Origin of the sequence: Cupriavidus alkaliphilus, assembly GCF_900094595.1 — a bacterium.
Classification (GTDB): Bacteria; Pseudomonadota; Gammaproteobacteria; order Burkholderiales; family Burkholderiaceae; genus Cupriavidus; species Cupriavidus alkaliphilus.
Map to the genome: position 1 here is coordinate 93,912 of NZ_FMAD01000005.1, position 20,364 is coordinate 114,275.

Annotated in this window: 17 protein-coding genes; 3 read left to right on the plus strand and 14 right to left on the minus strand. The window is 69.4% G+C overall.

Annotated elements, in window-relative coordinates:
* Positions 1-275: 275 nt before the first annotated feature.
* The 3 genes from GA0116996_RS12350 (at position 276) to GA0116996_RS12360 (ending at position 4,173) form a co-directional block, all read left to right on the plus strand.
* Positions 276-1,469, plus strand: coding sequence for an acyl-CoA dehydrogenase family protein (locus GA0116996_RS12350; protein ID WP_092311486.1), 1,194 nt, complete (start codon positions 276-278; stop codon positions 1,467-1,469).
* Positions 1,470-1,482: 13 nt separating this feature from the next.
* Positions 1,483-2,610, plus strand: coding sequence for an acyl-CoA dehydrogenase family protein (locus GA0116996_RS12355; protein WP_092311489.1), 1,128 nt, complete (start codon positions 1,483-1,485; stop codon positions 2,608-2,610).
* A gap of 183 nt (positions 2,611-2,793) precedes the next feature.
* Positions 2,794-4,173, plus strand: coding sequence for a DUF1329 domain-containing protein (locus GA0116996_RS12360; protein ID WP_092311492.1), 1,380 nt, complete (start codon positions 2,794-2,796; stop codon positions 4,171-4,173).
* Positions 4,174-4,249: 76 nt separating this feature from the next.
* Here GA0116996_RS12360 and GA0116996_RS12365 read toward each other — a convergent pair whose 3' ends face one another.
* The 14 genes from GA0116996_RS12365 to GA0116996_RS12435 form a co-directional block, all read right to left on the minus strand.
* Positions 4,250-4,438 (minus strand): hypothetical protein, encoded by a 189-nt coding sequence (locus GA0116996_RS12365; RefSeq protein WP_092311495.1) that lies wholly within the window; start codon positions 4,436-4,438, stop codon positions 4,250-4,252.
* A gap of 940 nt (positions 4,439-5,378) precedes the next feature.
* Positions 5,379-6,170 carry an SDR family oxidoreductase gene (locus tag GA0116996_RS12375; protein WP_092311498.1) on the minus strand — a complete coding sequence of 264 codons (792 nt, stop codon included), beginning with the start codon at positions 6,168-6,170 and terminating at the stop codon, positions 5,379-5,381.
* Between the two features lie 2 nt (positions 6,171-6,172).
* A complete protein-coding gene (locus tag GA0116996_RS12380) occupies positions 6,173-7,249 on the minus strand; it encodes a 3-ketosteroid-9-alpha-monooxygenase, oxygenase component (RefSeq protein WP_092311500.1) in 1,077 nt (358 codons plus the stop codon).
* Between the two features lie 75 nt (positions 7,250-7,324).
* Positions 7,325-8,566 (minus strand): NADH:flavin oxidoreductase, encoded by a 1,242-nt coding sequence (locus GA0116996_RS12385; protein WP_092311502.1) that lies wholly within the window; start codon positions 8,564-8,566, stop codon positions 7,325-7,327.
* A gap of 22 nt (positions 8,567-8,588) precedes the next feature.
* On the minus strand, positions 8,589-11,042 hold the full coding sequence (locus GA0116996_RS12390; RefSeq protein WP_092311505.1) for an efflux RND transporter permease subunit: 2,454 nt from the start codon (positions 11,040-11,042) through the stop codon (positions 8,589-8,591).
* A 26-nt stretch (positions 11,043-11,068) separates the two neighbouring features.
* Positions 11,069-12,031, minus strand: a complete 963-nt coding sequence (locus GA0116996_RS12395) for a WD40/YVTN/BNR-like repeat-containing protein (RefSeq protein ID WP_092311508.1) — start codon at positions 12,029-12,031, stop codon at positions 11,069-11,071.
* A 200-nt stretch (positions 12,032-12,231) separates the two neighbouring features.
* Positions 12,232-13,437 (minus strand): acetyl-CoA C-acyltransferase, encoded by a 1,206-nt coding sequence (locus GA0116996_RS12400; protein ID WP_092311511.1) that lies wholly within the window; start codon positions 13,435-13,437, stop codon positions 12,232-12,234.
* A 15-nt stretch (positions 13,438-13,452) separates the two neighbouring features.
* Positions 13,453-13,908 carry a MaoC family dehydratase gene (locus GA0116996_RS12405; protein WP_092311514.1) on the minus strand — a complete coding sequence of 152 codons (456 nt, stop codon included), beginning with the start codon at positions 13,906-13,908 and terminating at the stop codon, positions 13,453-13,455.
* A gap of 141 nt (positions 13,909-14,049) precedes the next feature.
* A complete protein-coding gene (locus GA0116996_RS12410; protein ID WP_092311517.1) occupies positions 14,050-14,853 on the minus strand; it encodes an SDR family oxidoreductase in 804 nt (267 codons plus the stop codon).
* Positions 14,850-16,052: an acyl-CoA dehydrogenase family protein gene (locus GA0116996_RS12415; RefSeq protein ID WP_092311520.1), complete on the minus strand. Its 1,203-nt coding sequence runs from the start codon at positions 16,050-16,052 to the stop codon at positions 14,850-14,852. Before GA0116996_RS12415 ends, GA0116996_RS12410 begins: the two co-directional genes overlap by 4 nt.
* Positions 16,049-17,197 carry an acyl-CoA dehydrogenase family protein gene (locus GA0116996_RS12420; protein WP_092311523.1) on the minus strand — a complete coding sequence of 383 codons (1,149 nt, stop codon included), beginning with the start codon at positions 17,195-17,197 and terminating at the stop codon, positions 16,049-16,051. The genes GA0116996_RS12415 and GA0116996_RS12420 overlap by 4 nt, the downstream gene beginning before the upstream one ends.
* An 11-nt stretch (positions 17,198-17,208) precedes the next feature.
* A complete protein-coding gene (locus GA0116996_RS12425; protein WP_092311526.1) occupies positions 17,209-18,084 on the minus strand; it encodes an SDR family oxidoreductase in 876 nt (291 codons plus the stop codon).
* Positions 18,085-18,094: 10 nt separating this feature from the next.
* Positions 18,095-19,246: an acetyl-CoA C-acetyltransferase gene (locus GA0116996_RS12430; RefSeq protein WP_092311530.1), complete on the minus strand. Its 1,152-nt coding sequence runs from the start codon at positions 19,244-19,246 to the stop codon at positions 18,095-18,097.
* 29 nt (positions 19,247-19,275) lie between these two features.
* Positions 19,276-20,349 (minus strand): acyl-CoA dehydrogenase family protein, encoded by a 1,074-nt coding sequence (locus GA0116996_RS12435; RefSeq protein WP_092311533.1) that lies wholly within the window; start codon positions 20,347-20,349, stop codon positions 19,276-19,278.
* Positions 20,350-20,364 lie beyond the last annotated feature (15 nt).

The following is a 20,364-nucleotide window of genomic DNA, read 5'->3' on the forward strand; positions in this document are numbered from 1 at the left end:
GCAAGCCCCGCGCCACAGCCATTTGGAATTCACTAAGGTCGTGTTCGTCCACGCCGCGGTCCGCACGCTGGCGCCCATGCGCAGGCGTTGCCGCGTGCTGCTGGTTCCACCTGCGCGAAGGACGCCTTCCGGATTGATAAAGCAACGAATCCCGGCCCGCCAATACAATCGGCCGGCACAGCAAGGGCTTGCGCCATGACGCGCCGCACAACCCGGCAACACCGCCGGTTCGCGCGCCGGCACCGCGCAGCCCGCGTACCACAGGGGACATTCAGATGGATTTGCGTTTCACCGCCGAGGAACAGGCCTTCCGCGAGGAAGTCCGCGCTTTCGTGCAGGCCAGATTGCCGGAAGACATCCGCAACAAGGTGCTCAACCACCAGCGCGTGGAGAAGGACGACTACGTCCGCTGGCACCGCATCCTGCAGGCGCAGGGCTGGGGCGCCCCGACCTGGCCGAAGCACTGGGGCGGCACCGGCTGGACCGCGCTGCAGCGCCTGATCTTCGAGATCGAGACCTTCCGCGCCGGCGCGCCACGCCTGCTGCCGTTCGGCCTGACCATGATCGGCCCGGTGCTGATGAAGTACGCCAGCCCCGAGATGCAGCAGCGCTTCCTGCCGCGCATCCCGGGCGTGGAAGACTTCTGGTGCCAGGGCTATTCCGAGCCGGGCTCGGGTTCCGACCTGGCCTCGCTGAAGACGCGCGCGGTACGCAAGGGCGACAAGTACATCGTCAACGGCCAGAAGACCTGGACCACGATGGCCCACTTCGCCGACTGGATCTTCTGCCTGGTGCGCACCGATCCCGAGGCCAAGGCGCAGGAAGGCATCTCGATGCTGCTGATCGACATGAAGTCGCCCGGCGTGACGGTGCGCCCGATCACCACGCTCGACGGCGGCCACGACGTCAACGAGACCTGGTTCGAGGACGTCGAAGTGCCGGTCGAGAACCTGGTCGGCGAAGAGAACCGTGCCTGGACCTATGCCAAGTACCTGCTCGGCCATGAGCGCACCGGCATCGCCGGCATCGGCCATTGCCACCGCGAGCTGCGCCAGCTCAAGCACTACGCCGCGCAAGCCACCGACGGCGCCGGCCGCCCGCTGATCGAGGACGTGCGCATGCGCGACAAGATCGCGCGCATCGAGATGGACATCATGGCGCTGGAAATGCTGCTGCTGCGCGTGGCCACGCAGGCCGCCGGCACGCCCGGGCCGGAGGCGTCGATCGTCAAGATCCGCGGTTCGGAAGTGCAGCAGGACCTGGGCATGCTGATGATGGAAGTGGCCGGCCCCAACGCCTGGCCGTACTCGCCGGACTGGCTCGAGCCTGGCGCGACGCAGCCGGTTTCGGGACCGGAGTGGGCCGCACCGGCCGCCTCCACCTACTACGACATGCGCAAGACCTCAATCTACGGCGGCGCGACCGAAGTGCAGAAGAACATCATCTCCAAGATGATCCTGGGTTTCTGAAGGGATAGCTGACATGGACTTCACCTACAGCGAAGAGCAACAGATGCTGGCGGACAGCCTGCGCCGCTTCATCGATACCGAATACACCTTCGAGGCCCGCCGCAAGAGCGCGCGCCAGGGCGAAAGCCTGGACCGCGGCGTGTGGAACAAGCTGGCAGAGATGGGCGTGCTGGGCCTGACCGTGCCGGCCGACTTCGGCGGCTTCGGCGAAGGCCCGGCCAGCCAGCTGGTGGTGCAGCGCGAGCTGGGCCGCGGCCTGGTGCTGGAGCCGGTCACGCCCAGCGGCGTGATGGCCGCCGCCGTCCTGTCAGCCCACGGCAGCGATGCGCAAAAGCAGCAATGGCTGCCGGCGATCGCCTCGGGCGAGCGCATCGTCACGCTGGCCTACCTGGAGCCGACCACGCGCTACCGCCCGGAATCGGCCCGCGCCAGCGCCGAGCGCAGCGGCGACGGCTACGTGATCAGCGGCACCAAGAGCGTGGTCTGGCACGGCGCCGCCGCCGACGCCTACCTGCTGACCGCGCGCGTATCGGGCAGCAACGAGATCGCGCTGTTCCTGGTGCCGCGCGACAGCAAGGGCCTGGGCGTGACCGCCTACCCGACCATCGACGGCCTGCGCGCCGCCGACCTGTCGCTGCAGAACGTTGCCGTGCCGGCCAGCGCGCTGGTGGGCCAGCCCGCCGACGGCCTGGCGGCGCTGGGTGTCGGTTTGGAACATGGCATCGCCGCGCTGTGCGCCGAGGGCGCGGGCGCGATGGAAAGGCTGATCCAGATCACCGGCGAATACCTGGGTACGCGCCAGCAGTTCGGCAAGCCGCTGGCCAGCTTCCAGGCGCTGCAGCACCGCATGGCCGACATGCTGGTGCAGAAGGAGCTGGCGCTGTCGATGGCCTACGTCGCCGCGCAGGCGCTGGATGAAACCGACCCCGCCGCGCGCCGCCGCATGCTGTCGGCCGCCAAGGTGACGGTGGCCCGCGCCGGCCGCTTTGTCGGCCAGCAGGCGGTGCAGCTGCACGGCGGCATGGGCATGACCGACGAGCTGTCGGTGGGCGACTACTTCAAGCGCCTGACCATGCTGGACCAGTTGCTGGGCGACAGCGACTACCATCTGCAGCGATTTGGGGAAGTGATGGAGGCTTGATTCAAGCTCTGGCGATCCGTCACAACTACAGAGGCCGGGCACTTGCCCGGCCTTTTTGTTGCCTGCTCCCCAGCCTAGGGGAAATCCACTAGTCCGTTCCAACGATTCCCGGCCGCGGCGCCGTCACTACCCTGTGTCCACAGGCACGGACGTCGCCGGCCATTCCCAAGGAGCGAGACTGCAATGACATCCACTACACATCGACTGCTGCGCGGCGGCCTGCTGGTGACCAGCATGGCACTAGCCGCGGCATCGTGGGCGAAGGTCACACCCGAAGAACTCAAGCAGCTTGACGGCAACCTCACGCCGATGGGCGCCGAGCGCGCCGCCAGCAAGGACGGCGATGTGCCGGCGTGGAGCGGAAAGTGGCTGGGTGCGCCGCCCCACGTCAAGTATCAGCGCGGTGACCGCTATCCGGACCCGTATGCCGACGAGAAGCCGCTGTTCGTCATCACCGCGCAGAACATGGCGCAGTATGCCGAGCGGCTGACCGAAGGCCAGAAAGCGCTGTTCAAGAAGTACCCCGACACCTTCAAGATGCCGGTGTACCCCAGCCATCGCGACTTCCGCTTCGAGGACGCCGCCTACAAGGACATCCGCACCTACGCCACCACCGTCAGCATGACGAGCGATGGCAACGGCCTGAAGGACGCCGGGCCCCAGGTCCCCTACCCGATCCCGAAGACCGCCATGGAGTTGCTGTGGAACCAGCGTTTCTCGGCGGCCATTGGCACCGAGAAGGCGCAGTACGACCAGGCCGTGGTCTATCCGAACGGCTCGATCGCCTGGGGGCGCGTCTCGTACAGCATCTTTTCGCCGCGCAACCACGGCAAGTTCGAGCCCAACAACCCCCTTAACGAGCGGACCTTCTTCCGCACCGCCACCGACCTGCCCCTGCGTGACCGCGGCCAGGTGATCGTCGGGTATGCCGTCTGGGACCAGGAAGGCTCGGATACCAACCGCACGTGGATCTACAACCCGGGCACCCGGCGCGTGCGCCAGGCGCCGGAATTCGGCTTCGACCAGCCCCAGGGCCCCGGCGGCTTCCGCACGGTGGATGACGACCGCCTCTTCAACGGCTCCGGCGAGCGCTACAACTGGAAGATCGTCGGCAAGAAGGAGTTCTACGTTCCGTACCACAGCTACAAGCTGATGAGCGCCGCAGTCAAGTACAAGGACCTGCTGACCAACGGGCACGCCAATCCGGACGTCATGCGCTACGAACTCCATCGGGTATGGATCCTGGAGGCCACGCTGAAACCCGGCTTCCGCCACCAGTATGCGAAGCGCGTGCTGTATCTCGACGAAGACACCTGGCAATCGGTTGCCGCCGACAACTACGACGGCCGCGGCCAGCTGTGGCGCACCAACCTGCAGGCGCTGGTCTACGCCTACGACGCGCGCCGCTTCTCCGCCGCTACGGTGTTCTACCATGACCTGATCTCGGGCGCCTACCTGGCAGACCGCCTGACCAACGAAGGGCCGATGGCAAAGCTGAACAACAGCCCCGAGTTCAACGAGGCCTTCTTCTCGCCCGACGCGGCGCGCGGTTCAGGCACCTGATCGCATCGTGATTGGCTGGGCGCCCTTTGGGGCGCCCTTCTTTTTTTGGTTCTTTTCGATTTCAATGCCGCCAACATCAAGAAGCCGGCAGCTCCTCCTCCACCACCCGTTCCAACTGGGCCTTCACCAACCCCAGCAAGCAAAACGCCCCCAAGCTTCCTTCCCACCATTCGCTCTGCTGTTCCAGCAATGCAAGCACCCCATCAATACCGGCTGCCACCGCCGGAAGACTGTACCGCACCGAGGATAGATCGATTTCCGACATAGGATCTCCTATCGTTGCATGAAGGTCCACCGCACGACGCTATCGGAGGGCGGCGGGCCTGACGACGAGGGTGGAAACCGGGCACTTACCCCAATCCCGGTCAGCCTGTTGGCTGCCTCGCCCGGCCCGCCATGGAGGTGGGTGCGCGCGTATGCGGACGCGGGCAACCGCAAGAGCGATTGCCCGGGGGTAAGGCTTCGAGTTTCCACACTCGGTCACCGTTGTTCGATGACAGCCCCAGTCTCCCGCGCTACGACGTGTGACGCGATAGGACGTTTCGCATTCCCATACGGACGCCGCATCCTGCCCTAACCTGACCGGCCAGCCAATAGCCAATCACCGAAACGCATCCTCACCGTGAAGCGCACGTTGGATTTTGAATGAATCTGGCAGCCTCTGTTCTGGAGCAACAGCGCATGCATGGATTCGGGGGCCTCCCTTCGTGGATACGCAGGCCCTCACCCCCGCCCCTCTCCCGCACGCGGGAGAGGGGCGCAAACAAGCGGGAGAGAAAAGCCGTTGGGCAAGCCCGCGACAGCGCCGTGCGAGCGCAGCGACGCACTCCGTGCCAGAGCCCAAAACCTGAGATAGGGAGCGCGCGCAGCGCAGCCGAAGGCGTCCCACCAATAACGTCGTTAGCAGGTTGCCACCGACCTAAAGTCGGGTTCGTCCATCCGCCCTCGAACGCCAGGCACATCCAGGTAGCGTCAGCAGGGTCGAACCACCAACCGCCGGACCGTAAGTCACCGCCACTGGAAACACCAACGTCGCCTTAGCCAGCCGCTCAGGCGACGCGTTTCTTGCCTACTTCTTGTCGCTCGGACAAGAAGTAGGTCGCCGGCTACGCCGGCGAAACAGCCACGCCAGTCAAGCACGACGGCCGTCCGCAGAGCCGAAGCCCGTTCCCATGACACCGCGCGCACTACCCGATCCGGGCGGATCAGAACGTCAGCGGACGCTGCGCGGCATCGAGGCCGCCGTCGACGAAGACCACATTGCCGTGCATATAGGCCGCCTGCGGCCCACACAGGAAAGCGATCAGCGCAGCCACCTCTTCCGCTTGCGCACGGCGGCGCAGCGGCGGCAGGAAATCGCGGATGGCATCGCCGTAGCGCGGGTCCGCCAGCCCCGCCTGCAGCAGCGGCGTTTCCACCGCGCCCGGGGCCACCACGTTGAGGCGCACACCAGCCTGGCCCCAGGCGGCGGCACGCTGCCGGGCCGCCGCCGTCACCGCATGCTTGGAGCTGGCGTAGGCGATGTATCCGGCCTGCTCGCGCGTGGCTTCGGCTTGCGCGGCAGCGGCCAGCATGGCCAGCACCCCGGCCTCGTCATTGGCGAGGTAGGCATCGCGCAGCGGACTGCCCTCCCATGACTGCAGCGTCGCCGAGCTGGAAGACACCACCACGGCGCACGGCTGCGTGCCCTCGCGCAACGCATCGAACAAGCCATCCAGCAACGCCACCACGCCGAAGTAGTTGACCGACGCCACCAGCGTGGCGGGATCGACATGCGGCCCCAGGCCGGCGCAGCAGACCAGCTGGTCGATGCGGCCGCCCGACTGCGACAGCACCGCATCGATGGCGCCCGCGCGGCCCTGCGCAGTGGACAGGTCGGCCAGGATGTCCGCGTCGCGCAGGTCGACGCCGATCACGCGGCAGCCGTCGGCCAGCATGCGCTGGCGCACCGCCGCGCCCATGCCGGAAGCGGCGCCGGTTACCACCACCGTTCTCATGGTCAGTCCTCGAACACGTGCCGCAGCACCGGCGGCTCGATGTTGGCCAGGTTCATCTCGACCACGCGCCGCGCCACGCTGGACGGGCGTACCTGCTCCACGTCGGTATAGAACTGCTGGTACCAGTCGCGCATCTGGTACATCGGCCCGTCGCCTTCGCACAGCAGCGGGTTGTCGATGCGGATCTTGCTGTCCCAGATCGCCACGTCCTCGTAGAACGCGGCGCGGGCCTGGTCCACATAGGCTTGCGCCATGGCCCGGTTCTGTTCATCGGACAGCCCGGGCACCTTCTTCACCAGCACGCCGTAGCGCAGCACGAAGCTGTTCAGGTCGATCGGCACATGGCAGTTCAGCAGCACCGAGTGGATCTCCTGGTCGCCCATGCGGCCGCTCATGTCGGTGATGTGGTAGGCCGGGCCGAAGTACGTCGACAGCGCCGTCAGCTGCGAGTCGCCGGAGAGCCGGGCGCTGCGCCCGATCATCAGCTGCGTGGCCTTGTGGTCTTCGAACAGGTTGGCGAAGTAGTCCACCGGCGCGCCATGGACCACGCCGAAGTGCGCCATGTCGGAGATGTTGTCGACCAGCTCGCGGCAGTTGGTGCGGATCACCATCTCGTCCATGGCCCAGTCGGACCACTCGTCCGAGAAGCAGGCATCAATGCGCGGAATGGCAACTTCCGGCGGCGCCGGCCGGCCTTCGGGATCGTGCCAGATAAACAGCAGGCGGTTCTGCTCGCAGGTCTCCCAGGCGCCGATGCGCGCCTTGGGCGGCACCCGCTTGCAATAGGGGATGGACTTGCAGGCACCGTCGCCGCCCCATTGCCAGCCGTGGAACGGGCACACCAGGTTGTCGCCCTGCACGGTGCCGGTGCTGAGGTCGGCGCCCATGTGCGGACAGTGGCCGTCGATCACGCGAATCGCGCCGGTCGAGTCGGAAAACGCCGCCAGGCGCCTGCCGAAGATGTCCAGCGTGTGCGGCATGCCGTCGCGGTAGCTGTCGGCCAGGCCCAGGCAATGCCAGCCGCGCGCGTAGCGGGCCTCGGGCGGGCGCGATTCGATCTTGTAGCCTTGTACGCTCATGGCGTCTGTCTCCTTGAAATCCCGTGGGACCTTCAAGATAGGGGCGTCCGGCCCTGGCCTCATCGTCCCATCGGACTACTGCAGCGCAACCATGCGGGTCAGTGCCGGGTCGTTGCCCGGGCCATGCACGCAGCTGACGCCGGCGGGATCGTAGATGCGCGCCACGCAGCCGTTGCAGCTGTCGCAGGCCGAACGCTGCAGCGTGCCGGCGCGCCAGCCTGCGACCAGCGCCGGGTCATGGATCAGCGCACGCGCCAAAGCCACGGCGTCGAAGCCCTCCCCCATCAGCTGCGCCACGTTGCCGAGCGACTTGACCCCGCCGATATAGGCCAGCGGCATCCGCACCGCCTGGCGCACCACGCGCGAGGCTTCGAGGAAATACAGTTCGCGGAAGGCCAGGTCGCGCGGCGTGCGCCGTTCCAGCATGGTGATGCCCAGGCGCGCCAGCGCGGTCGGCGCGGCGGCCTTCATCTGCGCGGTCGGCATCGGGCTGCCGAACAGCGCCCATGGGCTTTCCACGTTGCGCCCGCCGCTGAGCGTCAGCAGGTCGGCGCCCTCGGCTTCCAGCAGGCGCGCGGTCAGCGCCGAGTCGGCGGCCTCGTTGCCGCCCGGCACGCCGTCGCTGACGCTGAGCTTGCAGCACACCGCAAGCCCGGCGCCGACCGCGTCCTTGACCCGGCGCAGCACCGCGGCCGGAAAGCGGGTCCGGTTCTCCACGCTGCCGCCGAAGGCATCGCGCCGCCGGTTGCTCAGCGGCGACAGGAACTGATTGAGCAGGTAGCCGTGCCCCATGTGGATTTCCACCGCGTCGAAGCCGGCGTCGCGCGCCAGCCGCGCCGCCGCGGCAAACTGGCCGGCCACGCGCTCCATGTCCGGCGCGCGCATGGCGCGCTGGAAATACACGCCGTGCATCATGCCGAAGGCATTGAGGCCCGACGAGGCACTGCCCGGCGCCCGGCTGCCGCGGTGGCGCATGGTGGTGAACGAACCCGCGTGCGTGATCTGCAGGCAGGCCGCCGCGCCTTCGCGATGGACCGCGTCGGTCAGCACGCGCAGGTGCGGCACCTGCTCGGCGCGCATGCTGAGCTGGTGCGCGAAGGTCAGCCCGTCGTCGGCGACCGCCGCGTAGGCCACCGTGGTCATGCCGACGCCGCCCGCGGCCAGGTCGCGATGATGCTCGACCAGCGCCCGGGTCGGCAGGCCCTGCGGCGTCATGCCTTCATTCGCGCCGGCCTTGATAAAGCGGTTGCGCAGCGTCAGCGGGCCAATGCGAAGCGGCGTAAAGGCCGGCGCGGCGGAGGTCTGGATCGCGGGCATGCGTTTTCTCCGGCAGCGAGGTTCAGGCCGTGTCGGACTTCAGGCCATGCGTCACCGGGCTCGGCTCGGCCCCGGCGGCAGCCCCGGCCGGCCGCGCGGCCGCGCCGCGGGCGCGGGCGCGCTCTTCCTGCTCCACGCCCAGCCAGGCCGCCAGCGCCGGCAGCAGCGACACCGCGCCGAACAGGTTCACCAGGAACATGAACGCCAGCAGGATGCCCATGTCGGCTTGGAACTTGAGCGCGGCAAAGGCCCACGTGCCCACGCCGATGCACATCGTCAGGGCGGTGAACAGCGCCGCCGAGCCGCGCTGGCGCATGGCCTCGGCAAAGGCCTGCGGCAGCGCCTGACCTTCCTCGCGGATCTGGTGCTGGATGCGCTCGTACAGGTAGATGCCGTAGTCCACGCCCACGCCCACGCCCAGCGTGATCACCGGCAGCGTCGACACCTTCAGGCCGATGCCCAGGCGCGCCATCAGCGCATTGCACAGTACCGACACCAGCGTCAGCGGCACGATGATGCACAGCACCGCGCGCCACGAGCGGAACGTCAGCAGGCACAGCAGCGTGATCGCGCCGAAGATCGCCAGCAGCATCGCCACTTCGGCCTCTTCCACCGCCTCGTTGGTCGCCGCCATCACGCCGATATTGCCGCCCGCCAGGCGGAAGGCCACGTTCGGGGTCTTGTCGCTGGCATTGAAGCGGCGGATCTCGCGGATGATGTGGGCGATGGTCGCGCCTTCGTGGTTGGCGGTGTAGATCAGCACCTGGATCGCCTGGCAGTTCGGCGTATTCATGCCGTTGTCGGGGTCGAAGGCCTTGGCGCCCTGGCTCAGGCCGGCGCTGTTGCGCGGCAGCGCCTCCCAGCGCGGGTTGCCCTCGTTGTACGCGCCGATCACCACCTTGGCCAGCGACGACACGCTCACCACCGACTGCACGCCGGACACGCCGCGCATATGCATCTCGAAGCGCTCCACCGCACTCATCACCGGATAGTGCAGGCAGCCGTCGTCGAAGCCGGAGGGCTCGACCACCACGGTCAGCGCATCCGAACCGATGTTGTACTGGCTGACGATGCTGGCGCTGTCGCGGTTATAGCGCGAATCCGCGCGCAGCTCCGGCGCGCCGGTGCCGACATCGCCGATCTTCAGGTCGCGCGACTCGATCGCGCCGAAGGCCAGCAGCGCCAGCGCCGCGACGAACACGCCCAGCGCCGGCGCCGGGCGCGCCAGCGCGCCGAACCTGTGCCACAGGCTTCCCTGGCCGCTGGCGTGCGCTGCACGCGACGCGCGCGCCAGCGCCGACGGCTCCAGCCGCGTGTACGACAGCAGGATCGGCAGGAACACCTTGTTGGTCACGATCATCAGCAGCACGCCCAGGCAGGCGGTGATGCCGAGCTCGCGCACGATATCGATCTCGATGCGCATGATCACCATGAAACCCAGCGCATTGGTCAGCAGCGCCACGGTGCCGGGAATGAACAGCTTGCGGAACGCCGCGCTGGCGCTGTCGGCCGGGCCATGCCCTTGCGCCACCTCCTGCTTCCACGCATTGGTCATCTGCACCGCATGCGAGACCCCGATCGAGAAGATCAGGAACGGCACCAGGATCGACATCGGGTCGATGCCATAGCCAAGCAGCGGCAGCAGCCCCAGCAGCCAGCCCACCGGCAGCAGCGCCACCACCAGCGCCAGCGCGGTGATGCGCAGCGAGCGCGTGTACAGCCACAGCAGCAGCGCGGTGACGGCAAACGCCAGCGCGAAGAAGCCCATCACGCCGGCGATGCCGGCCTCGACATCGCCCACCAGCTTGGCGAAGCCGACGATATTGACTTCGACATCGGTGCCGCCGAACTGCGCGCGGATCTTCTCGAGCTGGCGCGCCACCGAGCCGTAGTCGATGGTCTTGCCGGTGGCCGGATCGGTCTCGCGCAGCTCCGCGCGGATCAGCGCGGACTTCAGGTCATTGCTGACCAGGCGGCCGATCTGGCCGGAACGGGCCACGTTGCGCCGCACCTTGTCGAGCTCGTCCGGCGCGCCGGAAAAGCGGCCCGGCACTACCACGTCGCCGCGGAAGCCGGCTTCGGTGACCTCGGTGTAGCGCACGTTGGGCGTGAACAGCGAGAACACGCGCGAACGGTCCACGCCGGGGATGAAGAACACTTCATCGGTGGCGTGGCGCAGCTTGTCCATGAAGGCGGCGTTGTAGATATCGCCGTCGCCCTTCCAGCGCAGGCTCACCAGCACGGTATTGGCACCGGAGAAGGTGCTGGCGTACTTGGTGAACACCTGCATGTACGGGTGCTGCAGCGGGATCATCTTGTTGAAGCCGGGATCGAGCCGCAGGCGCGTGGCGGAAAAGCCCAGCGCCACGGTCACGGCCAGGCACAGCAACAGCAGCAGGCGACGCCGGCGCATCAGCGCGCCGGCGCAGGCATCGACGAAGTGGCCCAGGCGGCCGGAGGATTGGGGGCGGGTCATGATGGTTCGCGTCCGGTCGGTCGAGTTCAGTGATTGGCGGCGAGCGTGGCGCCGGCCAGGCCGCCGTTGCCGCCGAGCGCCAGCGTGTCCTTGCCGGTGGCCGCCAGCGCGGCCAGGGTCTGCGGGCTGCCCGCCGGCAGCACCGCGAAGCGGCGCCCGCCGTCGGCGGACATCACCAGCACGCCGCCCTGCCCGGCCAGCACGATACGGCCATCGGCAAGCTCGGCGGCACCGAAGAACGAGGTCCTGAGGCCGGTCTCCGCCGCGCGCCAGGTGGTGCCGAAGTCTTCGCTGCGCAGGGCGTTGCCGCGCATGCCGTAGGCCAGCCAGGCGCCGTCGCGCAGCGGCAGCACGCCGTAGAGCGAGCCTTCATAAGGGGTCTTGACCGGCTCCCACTGGCTGCCGCCGTCGGTCGAGCGCAGCACCAGCCCGGCCTCGCCGACCAGCATCAGCCGCCCCTGCCCGTCGCTGGCGATGGCGTTGAGGTGGCGGTCCTGCATGGCCTTGCCGCCGGCCTCCTCCCAGTGCCGGCCCTGGTCGCGCGACACCAGGAAACGGCCGAAGCTACCCACCGCGAACCACGGCCCGCTGGCCTGCGCCAGCGCTCCGAGCAGCGGATCCGACGATTCCGGATCGAATGCGACCTGCTGCCAGTGCGCGCCGCCGTCTTCGGTGCGCAGGATCTGGCCGCTGTGCCCGACCGCGATGCCCCGGCGGCTGTCGGCAAAGGCGACCTGCGTCAGCGTGGCGCCTTGCGGCTTGTCCACCGCTGCCGGGCGCCAGTTGCGCCCCTGGTCATCGCTGAACAGGATCTTGCCGCGCTCGCCCACGGCGACCAGGCGCTCGCCGGCGCGGGCGATGCCGTTGACCTGCAGGCCGTCCGGGCGCAGCGCGGTGGCCGGGAACGGCGGCAGCGGACGCGGCGCGAAGGCCCATACCGCGGTGGCCAGCACGGCCAGCGACATGGCAATGCCGATCAGTCGTTTCATGATGTCTCCTCCGTTTTGGAGTGATGGCACGTGGCCTCGTGATTGTTTGCTCCCCTCTCCCGCGTGCGGGAGAGGGGCGGGGGTGAGGGCCGGCGCTCTCAATGCTGACGCCCATGACTTCGTGGAGGCTCTGGCCCTCACCCCCAGCCCCTCTCCCACTGGCGTTGGAGAGGGGAGAAAACCGGCAGCGCTACCTCTGTTTATGGCAATACGTCAAACAACGCCGCCGCCCCCATCCCCCCACCAATGCACATCGTCACCACCGCCTGCTGCACACCACGGCGGCGGCCTTCGATCAATGCATGCGCGGTCATGCGCGCACCCGACATGCCGAACGGATGCCCGACGGAAATCGCGCCGCCATTCACGTTCAGCCGCGCATCGGCAATGCCCAGCTTCTGCTGGCAGTACAGCACCTGGCAGGCAAAGGCCTCGTTCAGCTCCCACAGCCCCACATCCGCCACCGTCATGCCGTGGCGCGCCAGCAGCTTCGGCACCGCGAACACCGGGCCGATGCCCATCTCGTCCGGCGCGCAGCCCGTCACCGCCATGCCGCGATAGCGCCCTAGCGGACGCAGGCCGCGGCGGCGCGCCTCGTCGGCGCTCATCAGCAGCACCGCGGCGGCGCCGTCGGACAGCTGCGAGGCATTGCCCGCGGTGATGTGCTCGCCCGCGGCGACGGCCTGCCCGCCGCTCCAGACCGGCTTGAGCGCCTCCAGGCTGGCAGCCGTGGTGTCGGGCCGGTTGCATTCATCCTGCGCCAGCCGCACGGTCTCGTGACCGGTCAGCGCGCCGGCCTTGTCGAACAGCGCGCGGCGCGTTTCCAGCGGCACGATCTCGTCATCGAAGGCGCCGCGCCGCTGCGCCTCGGCGGTGCGCTGCTGGCTGCGCCAGGCGTAGGCGTCCTGCTCGGCGCGGCTGATGCCATAGCGGCGCGCCACCACCTCGGCGGTCTCGATCATCGCCATGTAGGCGGCCGGCTGGCGCGCCAGCACCGCTTCGGACTGGGCGCGATAGCTGTTCTTGTGCTTGTTCTGCGTCAGCGAGATCGACTCCGCGCCGCCGGCGACGATGATGTCGGCCTCGCCGCACTGAATCGCGCGCGCGCCCGCCGCGATCGTCATCAGGCCGGAGCCGCACATGCGGTCCATGGTCATGCCGGGAACGCTGTCGGGCAGGCCCGCCGCCACCGCGCACAGGCGGCCCAGGTTGTAGCCCTGGGTGCCCTGCTGTGCGGCCGCGCCGATCAGCACATCGTCGACCTCGGCCGGGTCCACGCCGGCGCGCTCCACCACCGCGCGCACCACGTGGCCGCCCAGCACCGGGGCTTCGGTATCGTTGAAGGCGCCGCGGAAGGCCTTGCCGATGGGGGTGCGCGCGACGGCGACGATGACTGCGTCTTTCATGCTGTGTGTTCCTGTTCAGAAGTAGTAGCGGCTGATGGTTTCAGCCACGCAGGCGGGCTTGGGCTCGCCTTCGATTTCCACGGTCATGCGCACCACCGACTGCACGCCGCCATCCAGGGTCTCGGCGCGCACCACCTCTCCCACGCCGCGCACGCGTGCACCGACACGCACCGGCGCCGGGAAACGCACCTTGTCGCAGCCGTAGTTGACGCCGAACTTCATGCCTTTGACGGCGACCAGCTCGGGCAGGAACTGGTTGACCAGCGCCAGCGTCAGGTAGCCGTGCGCGATGCAGGCGCCGTAGGGGCCCTGCGCGGCGCGTTCGGGGTCGACGTGCAGCCACTGGTGGTCGCCGGTGGCATGGGCAAACTGGTCGACCTGTTGCTGGGTGATGCGGGTCCAGGCGCTGGCGCCGAGGTGTTGGCCGACGGCGGCGTGGATGTCTTCGGCGCAGCGGAAGATTCTTGGCATTGCTGTTTCCTGTGTTTCCTCACCATGTCAGCCGACTTGCCGACGAGCCCATCACTCCCGCTTGTTCGCTCCCCTCTCCCGCCTGCGGGAGAGGGGAGCCTATGCGAGCGGTGGTGGCTAATCCCGGCACTTGTCAGCGCTTCAAGCCCGCTGACTACTCACCGGCAACACCTCCCCGGTCATATACGACGCATAATCGCTGGCCAGGAACACCATCACATTGGCCACCTCCCACACCTCCGCCGCGCGCCCGAAGGCCTCGCGCTCGCTCAGTTGCCGCAGCAGATCCGCCGGCGCCGACTTCTTCAGGAAGTCGTGCAGCGCAATGCTCGGCGCCACCGCGTTGATGCGCACGCCAAACTCGGCGGCCTCCATCGCGCTGCAGCGCGTCAGCGCCATCACCCCGGCCTTGGCCGCGGCATAGTGCGACTGCTCCTTCTGCGCCCGCCAGCCCAGCACCGAGGCGTTGTTGACGATGGCGCCGCGGCGGCGCGCCTGCATGTGCGGCAGCATCGCGCGCGTCATGCGGAAGGTGCCGGTGAGAGAAATATCGATGACGCGCGACCACTCGGCATCGTCCATATCAACTAGGCGGCGCGAGCCGCCCAGGCCGGCGTTGTTGATCAGCACATCGGTGCCGCCGAGTGCCTCCTCTGCCGCGGCCACGAGTGCGCGCACCTGCGCTTCGTCGGACACATCGCACAGCTGGCCATGGATGGCCTGCAGCCCGGTTTCCGCGCGCAGGCGCTCGACCGCCTCGTCCAGCCGCTTGGGATGGATGTCGGAGATCATCAGCGCGCGGCAGCCTTCCTCGGCGCAGCGGCGCGCGGCGGCAAAGCCGATGCCGGCGCCGGCGGCGGCGGTGATCAGCACGCTCCTGCCGGCGAGCAGTTCGTGACCCGGCACATAGGCCGGGGCGCTGGGGATTTCTGCATGAAGGGTCATAACTGTCCTCGGGCCTCGCGCGGCATGCCCAGCCCGCGTTCGGCGATGATGTTGAGCTGGATTTCGTTGGTGCCGGCGTAGATGGTGTCGGCGCGCGAGAACAGCGCCATCTGCTGCAGCCGCGTGCGGCGCGTGTCGGCCGGGTCCAGCACGTTGGCGAGCGGGCCCAGCACGTCGAGCGCCAGTTGCCCGAGGTCGCGGTGCCAGTTGGACCAGTAGTACTTGTAGATCAGCGCCTCGCGCTGCAAGGCAGTGCCGCCGTCCTGGCTGGCCTGCGCGGCGCCGGCCAGCATGCGCAAGGCGTTGGCGCGCATCACGCGCAGGCCGGCCCAGGCGCGCGCGATGCGCTGGCGCACCAGCGCGTCGCGGCTGCTGCCGTTGTCGCGCGCGGCCTGCGCCACCCATTCCAGCTCATGCGTGAACTGCATCTGCTGGCCCAGCGTGGAGATGCCACGCTCGAAGCCGAGCAGCGCCATGGCGATGCGCCAGCCGTCGCCGGGCTCGCCCAGCACGTCGGCGGCCGCGGCGCGCGCGCCGTCGAAGAAGACCTCGTTGAACTCCGCGCCGCCGCCCATCTGGCGGATCGGGCGGATTTCGATGCCGGGCTGGTCCAGCGGCAGCATCAGGAAGATCAAACCCTTGCTGCCGCGCGAGCCGGGCTCGCAGCGCGCCAGCACGAAGATCCAGTCGGATTCGTGCGCCAGCGAGGTCCAGACCTTCTGCCCGCTGACCAGCCAGTCGCCGCTGGCGGCATCGCGCACCGCGCGCGTGCGTACGTTGGCCAGGTCCGAGCCCGCCCCAGGTTCCGAATAGCCCTGGCACCAGAACGTGGTGCCGTTGCGGATGCCGGGCAGCAGCCGCGCCTTCTGGTCCTCGGTGCCGAAGGCGATCAGCGTCGGGCCGATCAGACCCTCGCCGATATGCCCCATGCGGCCCGGGCCGCCGGCGCGCGCGTATTCCTCGTGGAAGATCACCTGCTGCATCACCGGCAGTTCGCGCCCGCCATGCGCGCGCGGCCAGCCCAGCCCGGTCCAGCCGCCTTCGGCCAGCCGCCGCTCCCACGCCTTGCGCAGCTCGGGATAGGCTTCTTCGTCGCCGGGGCCGCCGCGGTGTTTCAGGCATTCGAATTCGCCGGCCAGGTTCCCGGCCAGCCAACCCGCCACCTCGGCGCGGAATGCCGACTCGTCGTTCGCTTTCATGCTGTCCTCCATGCCTGCGGGCCATTGGCGGCAACGTAGGCAAGCGCGGCACCGGCACCGCCGAGCCACTGGCCGGCGGCCTGCGCGCGCTTGAAATAGAGCTGGGGGTCGTATTCCCAGGTGAAGCCGACCCCGCCATGCAGCTGGATGGCTTCCTGCGCGCAGAAGCGCAGGGCGTCGTCGGCGGCGACGGCGGCAGCGCAGATCTCGAGCCGCGCGTCGGCGACAGCCGCCGCCTCCCACGCCTGCGCCGCGCCATACACGGCCGAGCGCGCCGCCTCGACCAGCACCATCATTTGCGCGCAGCGATGCTTGACCGCCTGGAACGAGCCGACGGCGCGGCCGAACTGGATGCGCTCCGAGGCATAGGCAACGGTCAGGTCCAGGCATTGCTGGGCGGCGCCGAGCTGCTCGGCCGCCAGCATCAGCTTGCCGTGCCACCACGCCTGGGCCAGGCCCTGGACGGCGGCGTTCCCCCGCGCCAGGCAGGCGCCTGCGGCAACGGCCAGGCCGTCGAGCCGCAGCGACGCCAGCGGCCGCGTGCGGTCGAGCGTGTCCAGCGGCGCGATAGCGAAGCGCGCGTCCTGCGCCAGCGCGGGCGGCTCCAGCAGGAACAGCGCCGGCTCGCCATCGGCGGCGCGCGCCGGCACCAGCAGCCAGTCGGTGCCGGCGACGTCGGCCACCTGGGCGGCGCTGCCGCGCAGCACGAAGCCGTCCGCGCCGGCCCGCGCAGTGATCGGGACACTGTCGTAGTGCCAGCCGCCATGGTCCGGCAGCACCGCCGCGGCGCGGCACTCGCCCGTGGCCAGCCGCTCCAGCCACGGCCCGCTGTGGCCGACGCTGCCTTGCAGCCACGGCGCCACCACGCATGCCGTCGACCAGAACGGCACGCACGCCAGGCGCTGGCCCAGTTGCTCCTGCAGCAGCACCAGCCCCGGCGCGCCCAGGGCGGCGCCGCCCACGGCTTCGGGCAGCGCGATGCCGCACCAGCCAAGCTCGCCCGCGATCGCACGCCACAGCGCGTCGTCGTGAGCCGGCCCGGCCTCGGTCACGCGCCGCACCGCCGCCGAATCGCTGTGCGCGGCGAGGTAGTCGCGCGCGCTGTCGCGGACCATCTGGTGTTCGACTGAAAGAGAAAAATCCATGGCCGTCGCGCTCAGCTGCCGTACACCGCCTGGGGCGGCTGCGCCTGTGCCAGCAGCCCCGCCACTGCCGCGCCGACTTCAGCCGGTTGCCAGCGCCCGCCCTTGTCGGCCTTGGGGCCGGTGCGCCAGCCGTCGGCCACCGACACCATGCCGCCGGCCGCCTCGAACATGCGGCCATTGACCTGCGCGGAGCCGGCGCTGCCCAGCCACACCACCAGCGGCGCGACGTTGGCCGGGTCGTAGTAGTCGAAGCCGCCCTCCGGCGCCTTCATCATGTCGGCGAACACGTCTTCGGTCATGCCGGTGCGTGCGGCCGGCGCGAGGGCGTTGGCGGTGATGCCGTAGCGGCCCAGTTCCGCGGCCTGCACCAGCGTCAGCGCGGCAATTCCGGCCTTGGCCGCGGCATAGTTGGACTGGCCGACCGAGCCTTGCAGGCCCGCGCCGGAGCTGGTGTTGATGATGCGCGCGTCGACCGTGCGGCCGGCCTTGGCGGCATCGCGCCAGCGCCGCGCCAGCAGGTTGGCCAGGCAGAAGTGGCCGCGCAGGTGCACGCGCATGACCTCGTCCCAGTCCGACTCGGTCAGGCTGACGAACATGCGGTCGCGGCAGATGCCGGCGTTGTTGATCAGCACATGCACTTCGCCGTAGGCCGCGACCGCGGCATCGACGATGCGCTGCGCGGTGGCAATCTGCGTGATGTCGTCGTCGCTGGCCAGGGCGCTGCCGCCGGCGGCGCGGATCTCCGCGCAGACCGCCTCGGCCGCGTCGCGCCGGATGTCGTTGACGACCACGTTGGCGCCCTCGGCGCCGAAGGCCAGCGCATAGGCACGGCCCAGCCCGCCGCCGGCGCCGGTGATGATGACGGTGCGTCCGTCGCAAATGCCCATGATGTGCTCCTTACAACCGTTCGATGATGGTGACGTTGGCCAGCCCGCCGCCTTCGCACATGGTCTGCAGGCCGTAGCGGCCACCGGTGCGTTCCAGTTCGTGCAGCAGCGTGGTCATCAGGCGCGCGCCGGTGGCGCCGAGCGGGTGGCCCAGCGCGATGGCGCCGCCGTTGGGGTTGGTGCGCTCGGGTGCATAGCCGGTCTCGGCCAGCCATGCCATCGCCACCGAGGCGAAGGCCTCGTTGATCTCGACCACATCGATATCGGCCAGGCGCAGGCCGCTGCGCTCCAGCGCGCGCTTGGTTGCCGGAATCGGCGCGGTCAGCATCCACAGCGGGTCGTCGCCCAGCACGCTCATATGCGCGATGCGCGCGCGCGGCGTCAGGCCGTAGCGCTTGAGCGCGTCCTCGGACACGATCAGCAGCGCGGCGGCGGCATCGGCGGTCTGGCTGGACACGGCAGCGGTCAGCGAACTGCCCGGCATCAGCGGTTCGAGTGCGGCCATCCTGGCCAGCGTGGTATCGGGACGCGGGGTTTCGTCCCGGGTCACGCCTTCGCACGGCACGATCTCGCGCGCGAAGCGGCCGGCCTCGATCGCCGCGGCCGCGCGCTGGTGGCTCTCCAGCGCATAGGCCTCCATGGCCTCGCGCGACAGCTTCCAGTGCTCGGCAATGCGCTGCGCCGCGTGGAACTGCGACACCGGCGCATCGCCGAAGCGCGCCTGCCAGCCCTTGCTGCCCGAGAACGGGTCGGCAAAGCCGAGCGCCTGACCGGCCAGCATCGCCGACGAGATCGGGATCTGGGTCATGGTCTGCACGCCGCCGGCGATCACCACGTCCTGCGTGCCGCTCATCACCGCCTGCGCGGCGAAGTGCACGGCCTGCTGCGACGAGCCGCACTGGCGGTCCACCGTCACGCCCGGCACGGTCAGCGGCAGCCCGGCCGCCAGCCACGCGCTGCGCGCGATATTGCCGGCCAGCGGGCCGATGGTGTCGACGCAGCCGAACACCACGTCGTCATAGTCTTCTGCGGGAATGCCGTTGCGGCGCACCAGCTCGGCCAGCACGAAGCCGCCCAGGTCGGCGCCGTGCAGGTGCGACAGTCCACCCTTGCGGCGCCCGGTGGGGGTGCGCAGGGCATCAACGATATAGGCGTGGTTCATGGTCTTGGTTCTCCTTGGGATCGGGCGATTCAGGCAAAGGTGGCGCCGGCGCCGATCGCGTGCTCGCCGTCCAGGATGTGCGCGCCCAGGCGTGCCTTGTGGAAGGCGCGGTCGCCCCAGCTTCCCGCCAGAGCCCAGGCGCGCTTGGTGAAGATCTGCAGGTCCAGCTCCCAGGTGTAGCCCATCGCGCCATGCACCTGGATCGCCTGGCGCGCCGCGCTCCACGCGCAACGCGCGGCGGCGACGCGGGCATGCGAGACATGCAGCCCGGCGTGCGGCAGGTTGTGTGCCAATGCGGCAGCGGCGCGCAGCAGCACCGGCTTGGCAAACTCCAGCTGGATCGCCACGTCCGCCAGCAGGTGCTTGACCGCCTGGTAGGCGCCGATGGCCTTGCCGAACTGCTTGCGCTGCGCGCTGTAGTCGATCGCCAGGTCGAGCATGCGCTGGGTCAGGCCCAGCTGCTGCGCGGCCACGCCGAGCGCCCCCCGGTTCAGCGCCGCATCCCACAGGCCAGCGCCGGCCGCCGCCGGGACCAGCCGGGTCCCGGCGCCCGGCGTCCACGCCAGCTCGAACAGCCGGCGCGACGGATCCAGGCCCGTGCGCGCCGTCAACCTGGCCTGGTCCGGCCGCAGCAGGTGCACGGCCCCGTCATGCGCGCACAGGACGGCGTCGGCGACATGGGCGTCCGCCACCAGCCGGTCCTGCGGGTGCGCGACCGCCACGCGCGCCTCGCCGGCGGCGATGCGTTCCAGCAGCGCAGCGCAGCGCTCGCGCGTTGCGGCATCGGGCGCGGCATCGAGTGCATCGCGCAGCAGGCCAGCCGCCACCAGCGCGGTATCGAGCAGCGGCTCAGGCAGCGCAAAATAGCCGCACGCCTGCGCCAGCGGCGCCCATTCGAGCTCGGCCAGACCGAGCCCGCCCTGCTCCGCCGGCACCATCACGGCGGTCATGCCCTGGTCGGCCAGTTGCCGCCACAGCGCATCGGAGCGGCCGGTCTCGGTCGCCCACAACTCGCGCGTCAGCTCCGGCGTCATCTCGGTCATCAGGAAGCGCCGGATCGCCTCGGCAAACTGTTCCTGCTCTTCGGTCAATGCGAAATCCATGTGTATTCCCCGGGT

Excerpts from the sequence above, each read along its gene's own strand:
- GA0116996_RS12350 (WP_092311486.1), top strand. The coding sequence starts at position 276 with ATGGATTTGCGTTTCACCGCCGAGGAACAGGCCTTCCGCGAGGAAGTC.
- GA0116996_RS12355 (WP_092311489.1), top strand. The coding sequence starts at position 1,483 with ATGGACTTCACCTACAGCGAAGAGCAACAGATGCTGGCGGACAGCCTG.
- GA0116996_RS12360 (WP_092311492.1), top strand. The coding sequence starts at position 2,794 with ATGACATCCACTACACATCGACTGCTGCGCGGCGGCCTGCTGGTGACC.
- GA0116996_RS12365 (WP_092311495.1), bottom strand. The coding sequence starts at position 4,438 with ATGTCGGAAATCGATCTATCCTCGGTGCGGTACAGTCTTCCGGCGGTG.
- GA0116996_RS12375 (WP_092311498.1), bottom strand. The coding sequence starts at position 6,170 with ATGAGAACGGTGGTGGTAACCGGCGCCGCTTCCGGCATGGGCGCGGCG.
- GA0116996_RS12380 (WP_092311500.1), bottom strand. The coding sequence starts at position 7,249 with ATGAGCGTACAAGGCTACAAGATCGAATCGCGCCCGCCCGAGGCCCGC.
- GA0116996_RS12385 (WP_092311502.1), bottom strand. The coding sequence starts at position 8,566 with ATGCCCGCGATCCAGACCTCCGCCGCGCCGGCCTTTACGCCGCTTCGC.
- GA0116996_RS12390 (WP_092311505.1), bottom strand. The coding sequence starts at position 11,042 with ATGACCCGCCCCCAATCCTCCGGCCGCCTGGGCCACTTCGTCGATGCC.
- GA0116996_RS12395 (WP_092311508.1), bottom strand. The coding sequence starts at position 12,031 with ATGAAACGACTGATCGGCATTGCCATGTCGCTGGCCGTGCTGGCCACC.
- GA0116996_RS12400 (WP_092311511.1), bottom strand. The coding sequence starts at position 13,437 with ATGAAAGACGCAGTCATCGTCGCCGTCGCGCGCACCCCCATCGGCAAG.
- GA0116996_RS12405 (WP_092311514.1), bottom strand. The coding sequence starts at position 13,908 with ATGCCAAGAATCTTCCGCTGCGCCGAAGACATCCACGCCGCCGTCGGC.
- GA0116996_RS12410 (WP_092311517.1), bottom strand. The coding sequence starts at position 14,853 with ATGACCCTTCATGCAGAAATCCCCAGCGCCCCGGCCTATGTGCCGGGT.
- GA0116996_RS12415 (WP_092311520.1), bottom strand. The coding sequence starts at position 16,052 with ATGAAAGCGAACGACGAGTCGGCATTCCGCGCCGAGGTGGCGGGTTGG.
- GA0116996_RS12420 (WP_092311523.1), bottom strand. The coding sequence starts at position 17,197 with ATGGATTTTTCTCTTTCAGTCGAACACCAGATGGTCCGCGACAGCGCG.
- GA0116996_RS12425 (WP_092311526.1), bottom strand. The coding sequence starts at position 18,084 with ATGGGCATTTGCGACGGACGCACCGTCATCATCACCGGCGCCGGCGGC.
- GA0116996_RS12430 (WP_092311530.1), bottom strand. The coding sequence starts at position 19,246 with ATGAACCACGCCTATATCGTTGATGCCCTGCGCACCCCCACCGGGCGC.
- GA0116996_RS12435 (WP_092311533.1), bottom strand. The coding sequence starts at position 20,349 with ATGGATTTCGCATTGACCGAAGAGCAGGAACAGTTTGCCGAGGCGATC.